At 45.2% G+C, this 17,638-nt stretch carries 11 protein-coding genes; 8 read left to right on the top strand and 3 right to left on the bottom strand.

Translation table 11 applies throughout. The annotated features are described in order from the left end of the window. The first annotated feature begins 62 nt into the window (after window positions 1–62). From IQ257_RS17695 to IQ257_RS17685, 3 genes are all read left to right on the top strand, one after another. Window positions 63–1,190, top strand: a complete 1,128-nt coding sequence (locus IQ257_RS17695; protein ID WP_193875290.1) for a succinylglutamate desuccinylase/aspartoacylase family protein — start codon at window positions 63–65, stop codon at window positions 1,188–1,190. Window positions 1,191–1,378: 188 nt separating this feature from the next. After that, window positions 1,379–2,356 carry a GTPase Era gene (gene era / locus IQ257_RS17690; protein WP_193875294.1) on the top strand — a complete coding sequence of 326 codons (978 nt, stop codon included), beginning with the start codon at window positions 1,379–1,381 and terminating at the stop codon, window positions 2,354–2,356. 70 nt (window positions 2,357–2,426) lie between these two features. Beyond that, window positions 2,427–2,717 carry a hypothetical protein gene (locus tag IQ257_RS17685; RefSeq protein WP_193875288.1) on the top strand — a complete coding sequence of 97 codons (291 nt, stop codon included), beginning with the start codon at window positions 2,427–2,429 and terminating at the stop codon, window positions 2,715–2,717. 94 nt (window positions 2,718–2,811) lie between these two features. Here the strand turns inward: IQ257_RS17685 and IQ257_RS17680 are convergent, their stop codons facing one another. Beyond that, complete coding sequence (locus tag IQ257_RS17680; protein ID WP_193875286.1) at window positions 2,812–4,311, bottom strand: GTP-binding protein; 1,500 nt, start codon at window positions 4,309–4,311, stop codon at window positions 2,812–2,814. Between the two features lie 332 nt (window positions 4,312–4,643). Between IQ257_RS17680 and IQ257_RS17675 the strand changes: the two genes are divergently transcribed. Together IQ257_RS17675 and IQ257_RS17670 are read left to right on the top strand one after the other, a co-directional pair. Next, window positions 4,644–5,975 (top strand): P-loop NTPase fold protein, encoded by a 1,332-nt coding sequence (locus IQ257_RS17675; protein ID WP_193875284.1) that lies wholly within the window; start codon window positions 4,644–4,646, stop codon window positions 5,973–5,975. Next, window positions 5,951–6,154 carry a hypothetical protein gene (locus tag IQ257_RS17670; protein ID WP_193875282.1) on the top strand — a complete coding sequence of 68 codons (204 nt, stop codon included), beginning with the start codon at window positions 5,951–5,953 and terminating at the stop codon, window positions 6,152–6,154. The genes IQ257_RS17675 and IQ257_RS17670 overlap by 25 nt, the downstream gene beginning before the upstream one ends. 69 nt (window positions 6,155–6,223) lie before the next feature. Here IQ257_RS17670 and IQ257_RS17665 read toward each other — a convergent pair whose 3' ends face one another. Continuing rightward, window positions 6,224–8,662 (bottom strand): hypothetical protein, encoded by a 2,439-nt coding sequence (locus tag IQ257_RS17665; RefSeq protein ID WP_193875280.1) that lies wholly within the window; start codon window positions 8,660–8,662, stop codon window positions 6,224–6,226. Between the two features lie 151 nt (window positions 8,663–8,813). Between IQ257_RS17665 and IQ257_RS17660 the strand changes: the two genes are divergently transcribed. Next, window positions 8,814–9,500 (top strand): Uma2 family endonuclease, encoded by a 687-nt coding sequence (locus tag IQ257_RS17660; protein ID WP_228060794.1) that lies wholly within the window; start codon window positions 8,814–8,816, stop codon window positions 9,498–9,500. A 344-nt stretch (window positions 9,501–9,844) separates the two neighbouring features. Further along, window positions 9,845–14,860: a hypothetical protein gene (locus tag IQ257_RS17655; RefSeq protein ID WP_193875278.1), complete on the top strand. Its 5,016-nt coding sequence runs from the start codon at window positions 9,845–9,847 to the stop codon at window positions 14,858–14,860. A gap of 200 nt (window positions 14,861–15,060) precedes the next feature. Here IQ257_RS17655 and IQ257_RS17650 read toward each other — a convergent pair whose 3' ends face one another. Next, window positions 15,061–16,200, bottom strand: coding sequence for an acyltransferase family protein (locus IQ257_RS17650; protein WP_193875276.1), 1,140 nt, complete (start codon window positions 16,198–16,200; stop codon window positions 15,061–15,063). 124 nt (window positions 16,201–16,324) lie between these two features. Between IQ257_RS17650 and IQ257_RS17645 the strand changes: the two genes are divergently transcribed. Beyond that, entirely contained in the window at window positions 16,325–17,635 is a 1,311-nt protein-coding gene (locus IQ257_RS17645) for a P-loop NTPase fold protein (RefSeq protein WP_193875274.1), read from the top strand. Window positions 17,636–17,638 lie beyond the last annotated feature (3 nt).

The raw sequence follows: 17,638 nt of genomic DNA, 5'->3' as shown, positions 1-17,638 counted from the left end.
GATGTTACTCTTCTCCCCCACTCCCCACTCCCTCTCAAACTTAGCAAACGGCAATAATTACCATGATTCCAACCATTTACACCCTTCCCATCCAGCATCTAGCCTCGGGCGATCGCCTTTTTATCCAAGTTTATAAGTTTGTAGGTGCCGAACCTGGAAAAAAAGCCTATTTGCAAGCTAATCTCCACGGTTCAGAAATTGTTGGCAATGCCGTGATTCACGAGCTTATTGAATTCTTAACTACCTTAGATAATACCCAACTGACCGGAGAAATTTGGCTCGTTCCCGTCTGCAATCCCCTGAGTACCAATCACCGAACTCATTTCTTTTCTACGGGACGCTTCAACCCCTATGATGGTCAAGACTGGAATCGTATCTTTTGGGACTATGAAAAAGAATGCAAAGATTTAGAGACATTTGCTAAGTCTCAACTGGATTTACCACCAGCAGCTATCCGCAATAATTATCTAGAACGCATCCAACGTAGCTTTAAAAAGCAACTCGAAACGATTCAATCTCCCAGTGGAGTCTCTCTTAGCGATCGCTATCAATATCAGCTTCAATCTCTCTGTCTAGATGCCAATTATATCATAGATATCCACAGTTCTAGCAATCAAGCGATTGACTACTTGTATTGTTTCCACAGTCGTGAAGAAAGCGCTAAAGCATTTCTACTCGATCACGGAATTTTGATGAATGAATACGATGGTGATGCCTTTGACGAAGCCTTTATAAAGCCCTGGTTGGGGTTAGAAAAGAAACTGGCAGAACTGGGTAAACCCATCCAGTTTGATATCGACTCTTGGACATTAGAGCTGGGTTCGGGAATGGAAATGAATCCAGAGTCAGTCAAAAATGGAATTTTGGGTATCAAAAACTATCTGGCACAAAAGGAAATTTTAACATTACCTGACTTTCCTTTACCAGAAACTGCATCTCACCCCATTCGTTTTACCCTCAAAAATAAAATTACTAAATATTACGCCCCTGTGGGTGGCATGATTCAGGCAAGAGTATCCTTAGGAAGCTCAATTCAGAAAGGTCAGTTATTGTATCAGTTGTTAAGTTTCAATAGAAAGGAAGAACTGCCGATATTAATAGATATCCATGCCGAAGCAGAGAGCTTGGTATTGGGTGTCTCGATAAATTATGCTGTTAATGAAGGAGAGTATGTTTTATCAGTAATTTAGAGGGAATGGGGAATGGGGAGTAGGGAGTAGGGAGTAGGGAATAGGAGAAGAAAACTAAGTGTACCTGACGATGCTAGGCAATGGTACAGAAGGATTCTCGGGTGGAAATAGTCTGCGATCGCTCCATCTCAGAATTTCCCCGATCAGAAGCGTTAGACTCAAATAAGATACAGAGGGACACTAAAGAGATGGAAGATAGCGACGAACTAGACTTAACGATAAACCGCAACCTAGAAGAAATGCTAGGCGGTTCATTAATTCCTCAAGCCCCAGAGGGATTCAAGTCTGGCTTTGTTGGTATTATCGGGCGTACCAATGTTGGCAAATCTACTTTGATGAATCAACTCGTGGGGCAGAAAGTTGCCATTACTTCACCGGTAGCGCAGACAACCCGGAACCGATTGCAAGGTATTCTGACAACACCAGAAGCCCAGCTTATTTTTGTAGATACCCCAGGGATACATAAACCCCATCACCAACTCGGGAAAGTTTTGGTGCAAAATGCCCGAATTGCTATTGAATCGGTGGATGTGGTGCTGTTTGTCGTGGATGGATCGGTGCCGTTGGGAGGAGGCGATCGCTACGTTGCCGATTTACTCACCCGCACCCAAACCTCTGTAATTCTGGGCATCAACAAATCTGATTTGCAACAGTCCAAAGGGGAAGCCCTGGATGAAACATACCACCAACTTGTAGCCGCCCACAACTGGCACGTTATAAAATTTTCTGCCCTTACCGGTGACGGAATTCCCATCTTACAACAACAGTTAATTGAAAAGCTAGAGCCGGGTCCCTACTATTATCCCCCCGATTTAGTCACCGATCAACCTGAACGTTTCATTATGGGAGAATTGATTCGGGAGCAAATTTTATTACTGACTCGTGAGGAAGTCCCCCACTCCGTTGCCATTACCATCGATCTAGTGGAGGAGGAGCCAAAAATCACCCGCATTCTTGCCACAATCCACGTTGAACGCGACTCCCAAAAAGGTATTTTAATTGGCAAAAAGGGCAGTATGCTCAAAGCTATCGGTTCTGCCGCCCGCCAGCAAATTCAAAAATTAATTGCAGGTAAAGTTTATCTGGAACTATTTGTTAAAGTACAACCCAAGTGGCGGCAATCTCGTCTCAACTTGGTAGAGTTTGGTTATCAGATGGAGAGATAAGTAGATCGGCAAAATTAAACTCAACTGGTGAGGGTTGTTATTACTCATTACTCATTAAGGAGATTACGTCATGAGATTCACTTTTATTGCACTCACTACAGTTTTTGCCAGTATCGGCTTCATCACTCAAGCGACTGCTCAAGTACGAACCCCAACTCAAGAGTTTTTCGAGCAGGGCTGGGAACAGTTGGAACGAGAAATTCAGAATCTACAGGGAGAACGCCCTAACTCAGAGGTAAACCTTCAACAACAACAAGCCGACGAATCCAAACCATTACTCGAAGTTAATCCGACTCTTCCCAGCGAGCCGAGTCAAACGCCAACGGAAATAGAATCTCCCAAGCCGAATCCGGATAAGTAGGGCAGCGTCTGCCTGCGATTAACTCTCCTGTCTCGTCTCTTTTGACGGATAAGATGTCTATTTTACGGGATTGATCGACCTTTTTTTCCTTTCTTCACCCATTCCCCATCGTTACCGAATTTCTGCCCAATTTAGCGGCTAGTTCCCCTTTGATGCGATTGAGAATCGAGGTTTCATCTAAGGAAGAAAGAATGCGACTGACAACAGTTTTAGGTGCATCTTCTCCCCAAGATGCCCCATTTTCCAAATAAACCTTTGTGACTTGTCCGATCGCATAGGAAGAAACTCCAGCAACACCAGCTTGAGTCATTGCCACAGATAGATACGGTGCTAGGGATACGCCAGCCGTTGCCGATGCTGAGAGCCCCAACAACCCTTTAATACCACTCAATCCCAAGGTTGTCAGAACCTCACTAGCGCCAATCCCCCCCATAGCGATCGCTATTTTTTGCAGCAATTTCAATGCTCCTGGCTGAGTCATGGAAATACCGTAGAGGCGAGATAATGCCAGAATCATCACCACATCAACCACGGTTGCTGTCAGAATATCAACAACTGTCACCGGATTGAGAGCGATCGCTACTGCCTTCGTCATCACTGCTTTCCAAATAATCTGATTGGCACTCTCCTCCCGAATCGCCATTTTTCGCTTAACCAGTTGCTCATTCACCTCACCCGCATACATCATCGTATTCAGAGCAACCAGTGATTTACCTTCCCGGTGCAAAATTTCCAGAATTTTCAGTTTCAACTCATCAATTTGCGGCTTCCCCCCACGCCGTTGAATGGCTGTACTACCATCAGCACGGCGCACCGCCACTGCCTCCAACGGTGAAGCGGCAACCATCAAAATTTCTGCGGGGGAAAGTAACTGCTTAACCCGCTCATCCCGTATTTTGCGGTAAATTGCCAGTCGATCTGCTTCAGGATACTGGTCAATTTTATTAAACACCAGCACCATGGGTTTGCCACTATCTCGTAACTGAGAAAGAGCCTCATACTCCACCTTCGTCATATCACCAGCAATAATAAACAGAATCAAGTCTGCCTGTTGCGCTACCGTCAACGCCAGTGCTTCGCGAGTTTCCCCGTCTACTTCATCTATTCCAGGAGTATCAACGAGTTGTATTTGGGATTTGCCGATACTGGGTAAAGCAACTCGCAAAATATCTTGATTGCCCTCTCCCACCGTTTCAGTACTCAACTGCCATTTCGCTTCTTGAGCGCTGCGAGTTACACCATGCAGCGCCCCCGTTTCAAATACAGGTTCCCCTAATAAGGCATTAAGAACTGAAGATTTACCCCGTCCCACCATACCAAACGCCGCAATCTGAACGCAGGTTTGCTCAAGCTTATCTAGCAGTCGGGTTAAATCTTCAATTTCCGACTCCAAACCCATTTGCTCTCGGGGCGTCAAGTCGAGATTCGCCACCAAGTCTTTTAGTGCATCTTGTGCCTTCTTGTAGTTGAGTTCCCCCTGAATGCTTTCAAAGTCCCAAATCGCACTGTCTAATTCCCAATCTGAACCCACAGATGAATCTGTCAAAACAAGCACCTCCCGCCACTGCGCTTTCCTTACTTGACTGCCGCCCATTTTAGACGACTCCTATGCCGATCCTAGTCACTAATATCTAGTTAAGAGCAGGGGTAAGCTTGGCAATGGGACAATAGGACAGACATCTTAACTGTCCATCTAGCCCGTGTGAAGCGCAACAATAAACTTTCTCAATAGCACCCTCAACAGGAACTACACCATCTTTTTACACAAACATCCTGATCCAGAGGGATTTTTAACGGAGAGTAATAAGAAAAAGAACGGAGCCTCAGAATATCTCAGGTTACACTCAATGATCAGCAACTGAATGGAACAGCGCAGGGGGTGCGGTAGGGTTTTTCAACGAAACTAAACAAGGATAATGACGACTTATGGGACTTTATCTACCAAGATTTTATAAAGCTTGTAATCCCAGCAAGCCCCTAACCGTAGGGGAAGTCGAGGAGCGGCAGTACTATATTGATTTTTCCCCAGTTAGAGGGAACAGAATTATTGAGTCGCTACAGCGAACCATTTCTCTGATTTCGCCCGACGATCCAACCTGCCAGTTATTTACCGGTCATATCGGCTGCGGGAAATCTACCGAATTGCTGCGACTCAAATCAGAGTTAGAGCAACAGGGATTTCATGTGGTTTATTTTGAGTCCTCTCAAGACTTGGATATGGCTGACGTTGATATTACCGATATTTTACTCAGCGTTGCCGGTCAGGTGAGTGAGAGCTTAGAAACGATTAAAATTAAGCTCAAACCCGGTTACTTTGCCAATCTTTTTACCGAGATTGCTGATTTCTTGCAAACTCCCATCGAACTCAACGCTGAGGCAGAACTCTCGGTTGGGATTGGCAAAATCACGGCTAAAACCAAAGAAAGTCCCAAACTGCGCCGCCGCTTACGGGAGTATTTGGAACCGCGCACGAGTGGGATTTTGGAGTCTATTAACAACGAACTCCTCGGGCGGGCAACCACTGAACTGAAGCGTCGGAGTCATGCGGGATTGGTGGTGATTGTTGATAACCTAGATCGGGTAGATAATCGCCTTCTCCCTTCCAATCGGTTGCAACCGGAGTATCTGTTTATCGACCGGGGCGACCAGTTGCGCCGACTCAATTGCCATGTTGTTTATACTATCCCCCTAGCGCTAACGTTCTCCAATGATGTGGAAATCTTGAAGAATCGCTTGGGCGGTGGCTTGCCTCCTACCATCTTACCGATGGTTCCTGTTCGAGAACGGGATGGGTCTGAATGTAAGGAAGGGATGGATTTGCTACGGCAGATGGTTTTGGTGAGAGCCTTTCCCCATCAGGCACCCGCACAACGGTTAGAGTTGATTACAGAGGTATTTGACACGCCCCAAACCTTAGACCGTCTCTGCAAAATCAGTGGGGGTCATCTGCGAAACTTGCTGGGATTGCTGTTTGGCTGTCTCAGACAAGTAGACCCGCCGATCTCCCGTGATGTTTTAGAAGGAGTGATTCGAGAAAGTCGTGATTACCTCACCTCATCTATTGATGATGAGGAGTGGGAGTTATTGTTTCAAGTGGTGCAGCAGCAAACCGTAAAAGGGGATGCTGAATACACAACGCTGTTGCGTAGTATGTTTGTCTATGAATACCGCGATCGCAATGGCAACTGGTTTGCAATTAATCCAGCATTAGAAGAGACTCAGCGCTTTCAATCTTGGTTGAAGCAAAACAAGGGTTAGTGCAAGAAGGCAGAAGGCAGAAGGCTCCAAGGGAAGAAAAATTGTACAGTAAAGTTTTTAACCTTCTGCCGCTTGGACATACTAAAAACAGCATCGGGAAGTTTCTAGTCGATGCCCAGTTGCCGATGCGGTACGAAAAGCGGTTTGGCGATCGCTGTTTGGCAGTGACTGTCAATTAGTCATCAACAACTTTAACATTGCCTTTTTTAATGCGCTTGGTGATCATTAGTTTATTGCATTATTTTACATCATTTTTGTTCCCAACGCTGTAAAACCTCATGATTGAACAGCTCACCTGAAAGACCTCTTATCTGTTGGGGCATTTGACCTACGATGACACTTTGGTTTGGTTCTGTATGTGTTTCAATAACTTTTAAATGATTAAGTGTTATCCTCCAAAGTTCAGCTACTTCTTCTGTTCCCCAGAGATATAGTTTCCAGTTTAAGATTAAATGCACTCCAATACATTTTTCTTTAGCTGTTTCTACAATATCCGCTACGGCAGACAAAAGAGATTGGTGCAGGTTAGGAATATCAGTGACCACCCCTAGTATTACCACTTGTGCATCTAGTTCTGTAGCTGCTTTTATGTACCTTTCTAATTGTTCTTTGATTCCATTAATTTTTTCATCAAGCTTTTCTTTATCATCAATTTTATTGATTGATTTACATTCTGCTAAGATGAAAACTTCCTTGATGAGCCAAAATAAATCAATCTCTGCAAAATTATCTCTTTCATCAAAATGAAAAAGCTTCCCACCAAATTCCTTAAAGGCTTTTTGGTTAAAGGTTATTTGATAAAGAATATTGGCAGTCATCAAAACTGCTAAACCACCATTTTCAACAAATTGAGTAAGAAGTGTATTTGGTTTATAAATACCTGGTATTTCCCTTAGAGGAGGTTGAAACCTATCACCACATCCCTGGCACTCAATGGATTCCCCTATTTCCCCACGGGAATACCAATCTTCAAGATTACAAGTAGGACATTTTAGATTATATCCATCTTGAGAATATTCACGGTACACAAGTTTACTAGTGAGTAGAAGCTGAAGCTTTTGTGGAAGCAGTTCTCTCTTTTCCTGATTAGTCCACCTACGCTGCTGTCCAAGAAATCTCAGAATAGTGTTCCACTCTCCTCCTTGATAAACTAAAGCAGAAATAATATCTGCTCCATGTTTATCGATAAGTCTTGTTGTCTCCTCAAATCCTCCACAACACCGAATACATCCCCGTGCATAACAGGTATGTTCGTCAAATTTAACTATTAGATCAGCATCTTTAATTCGTCGTTCAATGACTGCCTCATCTGTTGGAATGTAAGCACGGCATTCCTTTCCCGCTAGTGCTGTTCCTGTAATTCCTTTGAATCCAGCTCTTACAGGAGAGTTTCCCCTTAAATACTTTATTTCATTGGGATCTTGATGCACTTCAGCATACTTAATTCGCTCTAACTGATAAGAAAGTAAAATTGCTCCTGATTTAGTGGCTGGCATAAAAAATTTTCTACCAGACGCAAAAGTAACTTCTGCATCATAACCAAAGAAGAAATCTGTATTTTCATGACGAAGCGGTACAGGTGGACTAAAACGAATGGAGCCATCTGAAGTAACAGTTCGAGTCATTGTTTCAGGTTGACCCCAAGAAGTAGCGCCCTTGAGAAAATTAAAACGAAAATTACCATAAGTCACTTGGACTGGAATATCTCGACCTACAGCAGCCAAGGCATTTTTCAGCTCATGACCTAATGCTCGTGCGCCATCCTCATCTAAGGGAGTTGTGACAAACAAAATTTCAATCGAGGGCATAACCTCTAAAATTAAAGCAACATGATGCTCTAAGTTACTTAAAAAAGCTTCTTTTGGTAAGAACAGTTTGTTATGCCACAAGCTAAAGCAACGAGAGTTCCAGAAGGCAGAAGCTAAACTAATATCTTCGCCATCACTCAAAAAAAGATGGAAGAGCTTTTCATCGACATTCTGGAATGGTGAAACTTCTAGAGGAAGTTGTTTAACTTCAAGTAGCGTTAAGGAAGCAGGATTCTTATATCGAGGAGTTCCAGCCATTAGTAGGCTATATTTGATTAGCTGAGTGGGGTTTTGAGGGGAGGGTAAAATAGTAGCGCCGAAGTGTTCTCTAAGGAAATTCTGGTAAGTTTGAGATGGAATGCCAGTCTGTAAAGCAAGTTCAAAGTCAAATAAACTGCCGGGTTCTATGAGGCGAATTATGCTGTCAGTAAGAGGGGTGGGATATAAACGTTGGAGAATTGAAGCTATATGTGAAAGTCTAGCGTGATTAACTCCAGTAGCAAGCGTTCCAGTTTGTAAACGAAACAAGTTATAGTCACTTATGCGCCGTTCGTTAATGTACTGTTCAATGTCTCTAGTTGAAACTGAATGATGATTAACAGGTAACTGTTCCAAAACTTGAATGACACCAGAGGGAATCCCTTCTGTAGGAGCAGGAGCCAAAACGTAATCTGGGTTTATCGATTCTAATGCACATTTAAGAGTATCAACTTCTGCCTCATTCTCAGGCATGGGAAAGATAGCGTTTGCCGCACCACCCCAGACATGAGTATAAAGAGTAACTGCGTTGATTAAATCTTCTCGATTGCGAACTAAATAAACGAGGTGTAGGGGACGTGAATTTAGCTTAAGAGTGACTTCTTGTTCATGAAATTGCATAGTTAATTCTTTTTGATGTAAGTCTGATGGAGCAAAACTACTGAGTATTAATACTAGCGAATCTTTCCAACAGAGATTAGCTACCCTTTAAACCCGGATTTCTCACAAGGAACGCGATCGCATGTCTCAATCTCCCTCGTGCAGTTAATTGATGAAGCGCCAAACAAAACCCCTACTGCGACGAACCACTCCAATCAACTGTCCTAACCACAAACGAATGCGTTACTCTGAGCGTAGTGACTTCCTCTCTCGTGTTATGGTACAAACCACCCCTGAGTCCACTACCGAGCTTCCCCTCAAACGTTGGACTGTTGAAGACTACCACCGCATGATTGCAGCAGGTATCCTGACAAAGAGCGATCGCGTTGAGTTGCTAGACGGACAAATTATTGAGATGGTGCCTCAAGACCCTCCCCATGCCTCTAACACCTCTTCGTTTGGAAACGATTTAGTCATTCTCTTCGCCGAAAAAGCCTGGATTAGAACTCAGTTACCCATCACCCTTGCCCCCAACTCAGAGCCAGAGCCTGACATTGCCGTTGTGCGCATTGATGAACGACGCTACCGCGCTCGCCACCCAACCCCAGAAGAAATTTTTCTGCTCATAGAAATTGCCGACTCAACCCTTCAGCGCGATCGCACCCGCAAAGCTAAAATTTACGCCAGCGCAGGCATTCCCGAATATTGGGTCGTAGATATTAACCGACGACAGGTTATTGTCTTACGTCAACCCCAAGCAGACGCTTACCAGTCAGAACAACTATTAGCAGCGAATGCTCAGATTGCTCCGGTTGCATTTCCAGAGGTTGTCATTGACTTACAACACCTATTACTTTGATAGCCTGTTACTTAAAATTCAGCTCATCCCACGACTACAGTACTTGGAATGAGGGCGTTAACACTCCCCCGACTACGCTACCCTAAAGTTGGGTGGATTCTTTGGGCGCAGGATGACTCTTACCTTTGAAGCTAAACTTTAACTATAGCCTGTTTAGACTAGAAATAAGCCCTAAAGTTACAAAAATCTATCAAAAACCTCCTGATTCCCCTCAAGTGTTAAGGAATTTAGAAGGGTTCATTTCAAAAAAACCGCGATCTGCGCTTTGCAGCAGCGCTTCGCTATCGCTCCTGCCATTGGTTGACACTCAATCCTATGTTAGACGAAACCCAGCGATTTCAGTCATGGTTGAAACAAAACGACCAGAAGACGTTTCCCAATACAACGAGCGATCGCTAAATGCCCTTGATCGCGCGATCGCACTTTCTCAGGGAGAGTTTTCGCTGGTACTGGTGCGCTGCAACTACAAACTCCTGCAAAAGCGCATATTCAAGCAACTCAAAGAACGCTCTCAGCATCGATACCAAATTCGGGAGTTAGTCCTGCCGGCATCGGTAACAACTCTCTATACCACAATTCAGGGCTATGTCAAGGCTGAGGAATCGTGTAAAAACGTATTAGCGCCACGACAGGAAGTACTCCATCACGCCACCCCGGATGAAACAACCGCTAATCTCGCCCTCACCTCTGCCCCCCGGCTCCGTGAACCCAATCCTGCCTTAATGATTACAGGCTTAGAATCCGTAGAGGCACTCGATGACTTGCTAACTTCGACTAATCAGGTACGGGATGAGTTCCGCAAGCGGCTACCCTTTCCCCTAGTTTTATGGGTGAACGACGAAGTGCTGCAAAAACTGGTGCGGTTTGCCCCTGATTTTAGCAGTTGGGCAGCGACACCCATTAAGTTTGAAATTGCTACCGATGAGTTAATCGATTTCCTGCGGCAAAAGGCAGAGTCTCTGTTTAGAACCGTATTGCATGGGGGAACCGGTCGCTATGCGCCTTGGCGGGTTTGCACTCATCATGCCACCCTCAATCTCGCAACCGGTTGCCGCTCGCGCTTGGAACTCGACTGCGCCCTCCGGGATTTGCAAAGCCGCCAGCATATCATTCATCCAGAATTAGAAGCTAGTCTGCAATTTGTTTTAGGTCAGTACGATTATGCTAGTGATGCGATCGATGCTGCCCTGGTGCGCTATCAAAAAAGTTTGCGGTTTTGGCGAGTCACCAATAATCTGCTGCGGGAAGGAATTCTGCTATTTCACATTGGTTTGTGTTACTGCCGCAATGCCGACTTGCATCGCGCCCAAAGACGCCGCAATTGGGAAGAAGCGTGGCCCTATCTCCAGCAATGCGTTGAGATTTTTGATCGGGCAGGGCGGCAAGATTTAGTTGCTCAATTTATCACCCAACTGGCAGAAGTCTTGCAACATCTGGAAGGATGGGATTTATTGCAGAAGTTGGCGAAAAAGTCCCTCATCCTTCATCAACTTTACGGTTCCCAGGTGCAACTGGCTCAAGATTACGGCTTTCTCGCAGAGGTAGCATTGGCAGATTCTCGCTGGGTAGATGCCAATCGCTTCGCCCAGAAAGCCCTATCTCTCTTAAACTCAACCTCAGAGAAATTCAGCCCGGATCAAGGGTTGCACCGATTTTTACTGGCTCAGTTATATCAATTATTTTTGGTACAATCCTATCGGCAGTTGGGTCAGTTATCGGCAGCGCAACAGCACTTAAAAACCGCTAGTCAGGAATTACAGGCGGCTGTAGAATCCAGCGATTATCACTACGAACCCCAGCGTTACTTGCATTTGTTAGAAAACCTGCGCCGCCTTTACTTCGAGCAACGTCAGTACTTAGAGGCATTTCGGATTAAGCAAGAGCAACGGACGGTTGAGCAACTGTATGGTTTTCGAGCCTTCATTGGGGCTGCCCGCCTCCAACCCCGGCGCTCAGTCAGCAATCCCACCCTAACACCGTTGGAACAGCAAGAAATGGTTGCCCAAGAAATTGCCGCATCCGGGCGTCAGCAGGATGTGAATCGTTTGATTGAGCGGTTGAGCCGTGCTGATTGTAAGTTAACGATAATCCATGGACCTTCGGGGGTGGGTAAGAGTTCGATTGTATCAGCAGGATTAGTACCTGCTCTGCAACATCGAGCCTTAGGCGATCGCATTACCTTACCCATTGTGGTGCAAGTTTACACCGATTGGGTCAGGGAACTGACAAAATCCTTGGCAAATGCGGGATTGGAAATTGAAACTTGGGAGAATTCTGAATTATCGCCCGCCGCTCTCATTTCCCCTATCCTTGAGCAGTTAAAAGAAAATGGCGATGGCAATTTTCTAACGGTTTTAATTTTCGACCAGTTTGAAGAATTTTTTCTAGGATACACGACTCTATCTCAACGGCGGCTCTTTTACGCATTTCTGCGAGATTGCCTAAATTTATCCTTTGTTAAAGTTATTATTTCCATCCGCGAAGATTACTTGCACTATCTGTTAGAACTCGAACACTTTGATTTAGACTGCATTGACAATAACATTCTCGATCGCAAAATTCGCTATCCCTTAGGCAACTTTTCCTTACCCGATGCTCGTGCCGTTATCCAAAGCCTCACCGAACGCGCCTACTTTTACCTAGAACCGATGCTCATTGACGAATTAGTCCAGGATTTGGCGGGTGAACGGGGAGAGGTGCGCCCGATTGAGCTGCAAGTGGTTGGGGCGCAACTGCAAGCCGAAAATATTACGACGTTAGCTCAATATCGTCAGCGCGGTCCCGTGGAAAAACTCGCCGAGCGCTTTTTAGAAAAAGTGATTAAGGATTGTGGGCGTGAAAATGAGCAGGCGGCTTGGCTCGTCTTGCACTTACTTACCGATGAAAATCAAAATCGTCCCCTGAAAACGCGCTCAGAGTTAATTATTGAGTCAGCGATTGATACCCAGCAACTGGATTTAATCTTAGAAATATTAGAAAAATCAGGCTTAGTCTTTCTCCTACCCGAAATTCCCACGAACCGCTATCAACTGGTTCATGATTATCTGATTGAGTTTATTCGCCAGAAAGAGCAAGCAAATATCAAGACAGAATTAGAGGAATTGCGGAAAAAAGATAGACAGAGCCAGGATAGAATCAAGCGACTGATTCGAGAAAAGAAGCTGCGCAGTAAGCTGGCAGAAGCCACCGAAAAACAACGCCAAACCGAGGAAAAACTCAATCAAGTACTCCGCCGCAGCTTGCGAGAAGCCCGTTTAGTGGGAGTGACGCTGGCAACGTTAACGGTTATTGCTGGGGTACTGGGATTGCGGGCGGCATTTAGCGAAACTAATGCCCGATTTATTGCCCTGAATGCCTCCTCGGAAGCACTGGTGGCATCCAATCGTCCCTTTGATGCTCTACTTAAAAGTTTATGGGCTGGGAGGGAAATAAAGCGATCGCTGGGGGTGCCGTCTGAGACGCAAACGCGAGTTATCACGGCGTTGCAACAGGCGGTTTATGGGGTTAGGGAACGCAATCGCTTGAAGGGGCATAGTGATGGGGTGAATAGTATCAGTTTTAGCCCTAACGGGGAATACCTAGCTTCAGGGAGTGCCGATAAAACGATTAAACTGTGGCGCAAGGATGGTAAGTTGCTGGAAACCTTACCAGGACATACCGCAGAGGTTTACAGTGTCAGTTTCAGTCCCGATGGTGAGATACTGGCATCTGCGAGTGCAGACAAAACGATTAAACTCTGGAGTCAGGAAGGGAAGTTGATTAGAACCCTAACCGAACCTTCTGCTTCCGGCATCCACAGTATTAGTTTTAGTCCAGATAGTCAGATAGTAGCATCGGCAGGTGAAGATAATCTTATTCGACTGTGGCGTAAAAACGGGACACTCCTTAAAACCCTCAACAGTCACAGTGATTGGGTATTGGGGGTAAGTTTTAGCCCCGATGGTGAACTTTTGGCATCAGCAAGTGGAGACAAAACGGTTAAACTTTGGCGCAGAGATGGCACTTTACTCCAAACCCTACAAGGGCACACTCAGCCTGTACTGGATGTCAGTTTCTCCCCCGATGGCAAAACTCTGGCATCTGCTAGTGCCGATCATACGATTAAACTTTGGCGATCGGATGGCACATTCATCAAAACCCTTTCCGGGCATACGGGTACGGTGATGAGTGTCCGTTTCAGTGCCGATGGCAGGTTAATGGCATCGGGGAGTGCTGACAATACCATTAAACTCTGGCAAGCAGATGGCACGCTGATTGAAACCCTGCAAGGGCATGGTAAGAGGGTGGAAGCGGTGAGTTTTTCGCCGGATAGTAAAACTCTGGCATCGGGGAGTGCTGATAATACCATTAAACTCTGGCAAACAGACGGGGGGATGCTGCAACCGATCCAGGGATATGCGGCACCTGTTAGTAGTGTAAGTTTCTCCCCGGATGGTGAGATCATAGCAACGGCTAGTTGGGATAAAACGATTAAACTTTGGACTAGGAATGGGGTTTTACTGAAAAGTATCCCAGCCCACGAAGGGCAAGTCAGCCACGTCAGTTTTGCCCCCAATGGCAGGACGATTGCAACGGCTAGCTGGGATAAAACGGTTAAACTTTGGAGTCTGGAAGGGACGTTAGACAACACCTTAAGAGGGCATCAGGATCGGGTAACGAGTGTTAGTTTTAGTCCTGATGGCAAGTGGATTGCCTCTAGCAGTGCCGACAAAACAGTAAAATTGTGGAAAGCAGATGGCACGTTAGATAAAACCTTAACTCATGGTGCAGAAGTTTGGGGTGTGACTTTCAGTCCTGATGGCAGGTTAATAGCTTCGGCATCTGAAGATAAAACGGTGAAACTCTGGAATCGGGATGGCAAGTTAATCACTACCTTGAAGGGACATAATGGTTCAGTCAATTGGGTGAGTTTCAGTCCCGATGGTAGGTTAATTGCTTCGGGTAGTAGTGACGGTACGGTAAATCTCTGGACGAGGGATGGGGAATTTGTCAATTCCTTGAAGGGGCATAATGGTTCGGTGAATTGGGTAAGTTTTAGTCCCGACGGGGAATTAATTGCCTCTGCCAGTGATGACAGAACTATTAATCTCTGGAGTCGTCAGGAAGGGCATTTAATTAATTCGTTTACGGGGCATACGGATGCCGTTTTTGGGGTAAGTTTTAGTCCAGATGGGAATGTGTTGGCGTCAGCGAGTCGGGATGAAACGCTTATTTTGTGGAATTTGGATTTAGATGATTTGTTGAGGCGGGGTTGCAGTTGGTTGGGAGATTATTTGCAGAATAGTCTGGAACCTCAGAGTGTTAGTGATGCGAGTCCGAGGGATTTTCGGGCTTTTTGTAAGAGTGTTCTGGGGCGGTAGGGCAGGGATTTTGCTTGCTTCTATTTGTAGAGCAGGCATCTTGCCTGCTTATTTTAATTTAAGGTAGAGCAGGCATCTTGCCTGCTTATTTTAATTTAGGGGTTTGTCTGCTTATATTAACATTTATGAGACAGGCGAGACGCCTGTCCTACGGGTTGGGGAAATAGGGGATTTGTTCGGCGCAATGAATACGCGATCGCTTAAATTTTAAGAAACCAACCCAACCGATACATTCCGTACAAAACTCCCCACCAAAATCCTACCGTTACGACAGCAAACACGAAAGAACCGTTCATTCCTCCTGCCCAGGATGCGAAAAGATGGTCGTAAATCCAGGTGTAGGTAGTTAGAGCATCTTCGCCTGTACCGATATGAGTTTTGACCATAATTTTAATCAATAATACGGAAGCGATAAAGGCAAAAATAGCGTTTACTCCCATAATCTCAAAGGGCTTACCCCAGTTTTTGCGCTGTCGTACTTCAATTAATTCATAACACGCTGCCAATACCAACAATGCCCAACCTGCCGTAAAAAGTACATAGGAACTCGTCCACAATTTCTTATTCATCGGCAACCAAAAATCCCAAACTTGCCCGATTACTAAGCTGCTAAGACTCATCAGGACTAAATTCATGCTGGTATAGGATTTTTGAGGCTGGTTGCGCAGCCATTCCCCGGTAAAATAACCTAACAAAACTGTCACCACTGCCGGAATTGTACTGAATAATCCTTCTGGATCACCCATGGAGTTAAAGTTATCCCCCTTGTATAAATGAGCCGTACCGATAATAAAGCGATCGATATACGCCCCGAAATTTCCTTCTCGTGTCAAGTTACCCGCACCATAACCCGGAACGGGTATTAATGACATTGCCATCCAGTAACCAACAAGTAACAGAATAGCTAGCACCCATTGCCCCCGTCGCGGTAAGTTGAGAACAGCTAGAGCCGCAAACAGGTAAGCAAGACTGATGCGTTGTAAAATGCCCATGAGCCGGATAGTACTCCAGTCGTAATTCCAAAATCCATTCAGGAACAATCCCAAGGCAAACAGGATGGCACTGCGTCGGAGAATGCGCCAGTAAAGTATTAAGCGAGGTTGATTTCCTTGGGTATACTTCTGCAAGGAAAAGGGCATTGCCACACCGACAATAAATAGAAAGAATGGAAAAACTAAGTCGGCGAAAGTGCAGCCGTGCCAGTCGGCGTGGAGTAAGGGCGGATAGGTTTGCTCGGCTAACCCTGCCATATTGACTAAAATCATACCCATAATGGCAATCCCTCGAAATGCATCTAGGGAAGTCAAGCGCTTCGGTGATTTTTGTAACAGATGAGACATGGATTAGAGCGATTATCAGGATTAATCAATAATCCTTGAATTATTGGGGTTAAACAATGCTTTTTGCCGAATTACTATAATCGCGGTGGTAGAAAATAAGATAAGCTCTATTGCAGGGGAACCCATGACATTGGATTTGCGGAAGTTTTACCAAGCCTGTAACCCCAGCAAAACCCTGGATTTGGGCAAGCCGGAAGATAGGCAGTATTACATTGATTTTGCTGCGGTGCGGGGGGGTGAGATTATTGAGGAATTGGGGCGAACCATCACCCTCTTCTCACCCGATGAACCGACTTGCCAACTGTTTACCGGACATATCGGTTGTGGCAAGTCTACAGAACTGCTCAAACTCAAAGAACAATTGGAACGACAGGGGTTTCATGTGGTTTACTTTGAGTCGAGTCAGGATTTGGACTTGGCAGACGTGGATATTAGCGATATTCTACTTGCGATCGCACGTCAAGTCAGCACCAGTCTAGAAGCGATTCAAGTCAAACTCAAACCCGGATACTTTGCCAATCTGTTTACTGAAGTCAAAGACTTCTTACAAACCCCAGTCGATCTTAACGTGGGAGCAGAATTATCCTTAGGCATTGCCAAAATTACCGCTCAAACCAAAGATAGCCCCAAACTACGTGGTCAATTACGGCAATATCTAGAACCCCGCACCAATGGGATTTTAGAAGCGATTAACCAGGAATTAATTGATCGCGCTAACACCGAACTCAAGCGACGGGGTAAACAAGGACTCGTGGTAATTATCGATAATCTCGATCGCGTCGATAGTCGTCCTCTACCCTCCGGTCGTCTGTTACCAGAATACCTCTTCATCGACCGAGGCGAACAGTTACGCCGCCTCAATTGCCACGTCGTTTACACCATTCCCCTATCCTTAATTTTCTCTAGTGAATCACAAGTACTAACCAATCGCATGGGAGGAGGAATTGATCCCAAAGTCTTACCGATGGTGTCTGTACAGTTAAAAGAGGGTAGCGAGTGCGCCGAAGGCATGGCACTATTGCGGCAAATGGTACTGGCAAGAGCATTTCCTGACGTAAATCCGTATCATCGAGTGGATTTAATTACAAAAATCTTTGATTCTCCTGAAACTTTAGATAGACTATGCCGAGGAAGTGGGGGTCATGTACGGAACTTGTTAGGACTCCTTTATAGCTGTCTGATGAAAAAAAATCCTCCCATCTCCCTCAATTGTGTAGAAAAAGTGATTAGGGAGCGACGTAATAAGTTAGTCTTAGGCATCAAGCCCCAAGAGTGGGAATTATTGCGTCAAGTCAGAGAACTCAAAACTGTACAACAAGAGCCAGAATACCAAACCCTATTACGGAATATGCTCGTCTTTGAATACCGCAATGATGATGAAGAACCTTGGTTTGATATTAATCCAGTCTTAGCAGAGGCAAAAGAACTTAATTGACCC

This window comes from Coleofasciculus sp. LEGE 07092, assembly GCF_015207375.1.
Taxonomy (GTDB): Bacteria; Cyanobacteriota; Cyanobacteriia; order Cyanobacteriales; family Coleofasciculaceae; genus LEGE-07092.
This window is presented reverse-complemented; position numbering and strand designations above follow the sequence as displayed.

Coding starts and splice junctions, on each gene's coding strand:
- IQ257_RS17685 (WP_193875288.1), top strand. CDS start 2,427: ATGAGATTCACTTTTATTGCACTCACTACAGTTTTTGCCAGTATCGGC.
- IQ257_RS17665 (WP_193875280.1), bottom strand. CDS start 8,662: ATGCAATTTCATGAACAAGAAGTCACTCTTAAGCTAAATTCACGTCCC.
- IQ257_RS17645 (WP_193875274.1), top strand. CDS start 16,325: ATGACATTGGATTTGCGGAAGTTTTACCAAGCCTGTAACCCCAGCAAA.
- IQ257_RS17650 (WP_193875276.1), bottom strand. CDS start 16,200: ATGTCTCATCTGTTACAAAAATCACCGAAGCGCTTGACTTCCCTAGAT.
- IQ257_RS17655 (WP_193875278.1), top strand. CDS start 9,845: ATGGTTGAAACAAAACGACCAGAAGACGTTTCCCAATACAACGAGCGA.
- era (WP_193875294.1), top strand. CDS start 1,379: ATGGAAGATAGCGACGAACTAGACTTAACGATAAACCGCAACCTAGAA.
- IQ257_RS17680 (WP_193875286.1), bottom strand. CDS start 4,311: ATGGGCGGCAGTCAAGTAAGGAAAGCGCAGTGGCGGGAGGTGCTTGTT.
- IQ257_RS17675 (WP_193875284.1), top strand. CDS start 4,644: ATGGGACTTTATCTACCAAGATTTTATAAAGCTTGTAATCCCAGCAAG.
- IQ257_RS17695 (WP_193875290.1), top strand. CDS start 63: ATGATTCCAACCATTTACACCCTTCCCATCCAGCATCTAGCCTCGGGC.
- IQ257_RS17660 (WP_228060794.1), top strand. CDS start 8,814: ATGAAGCGCCAAACAAAACCCCTACTGCGACGAACCACTCCAATCAAC.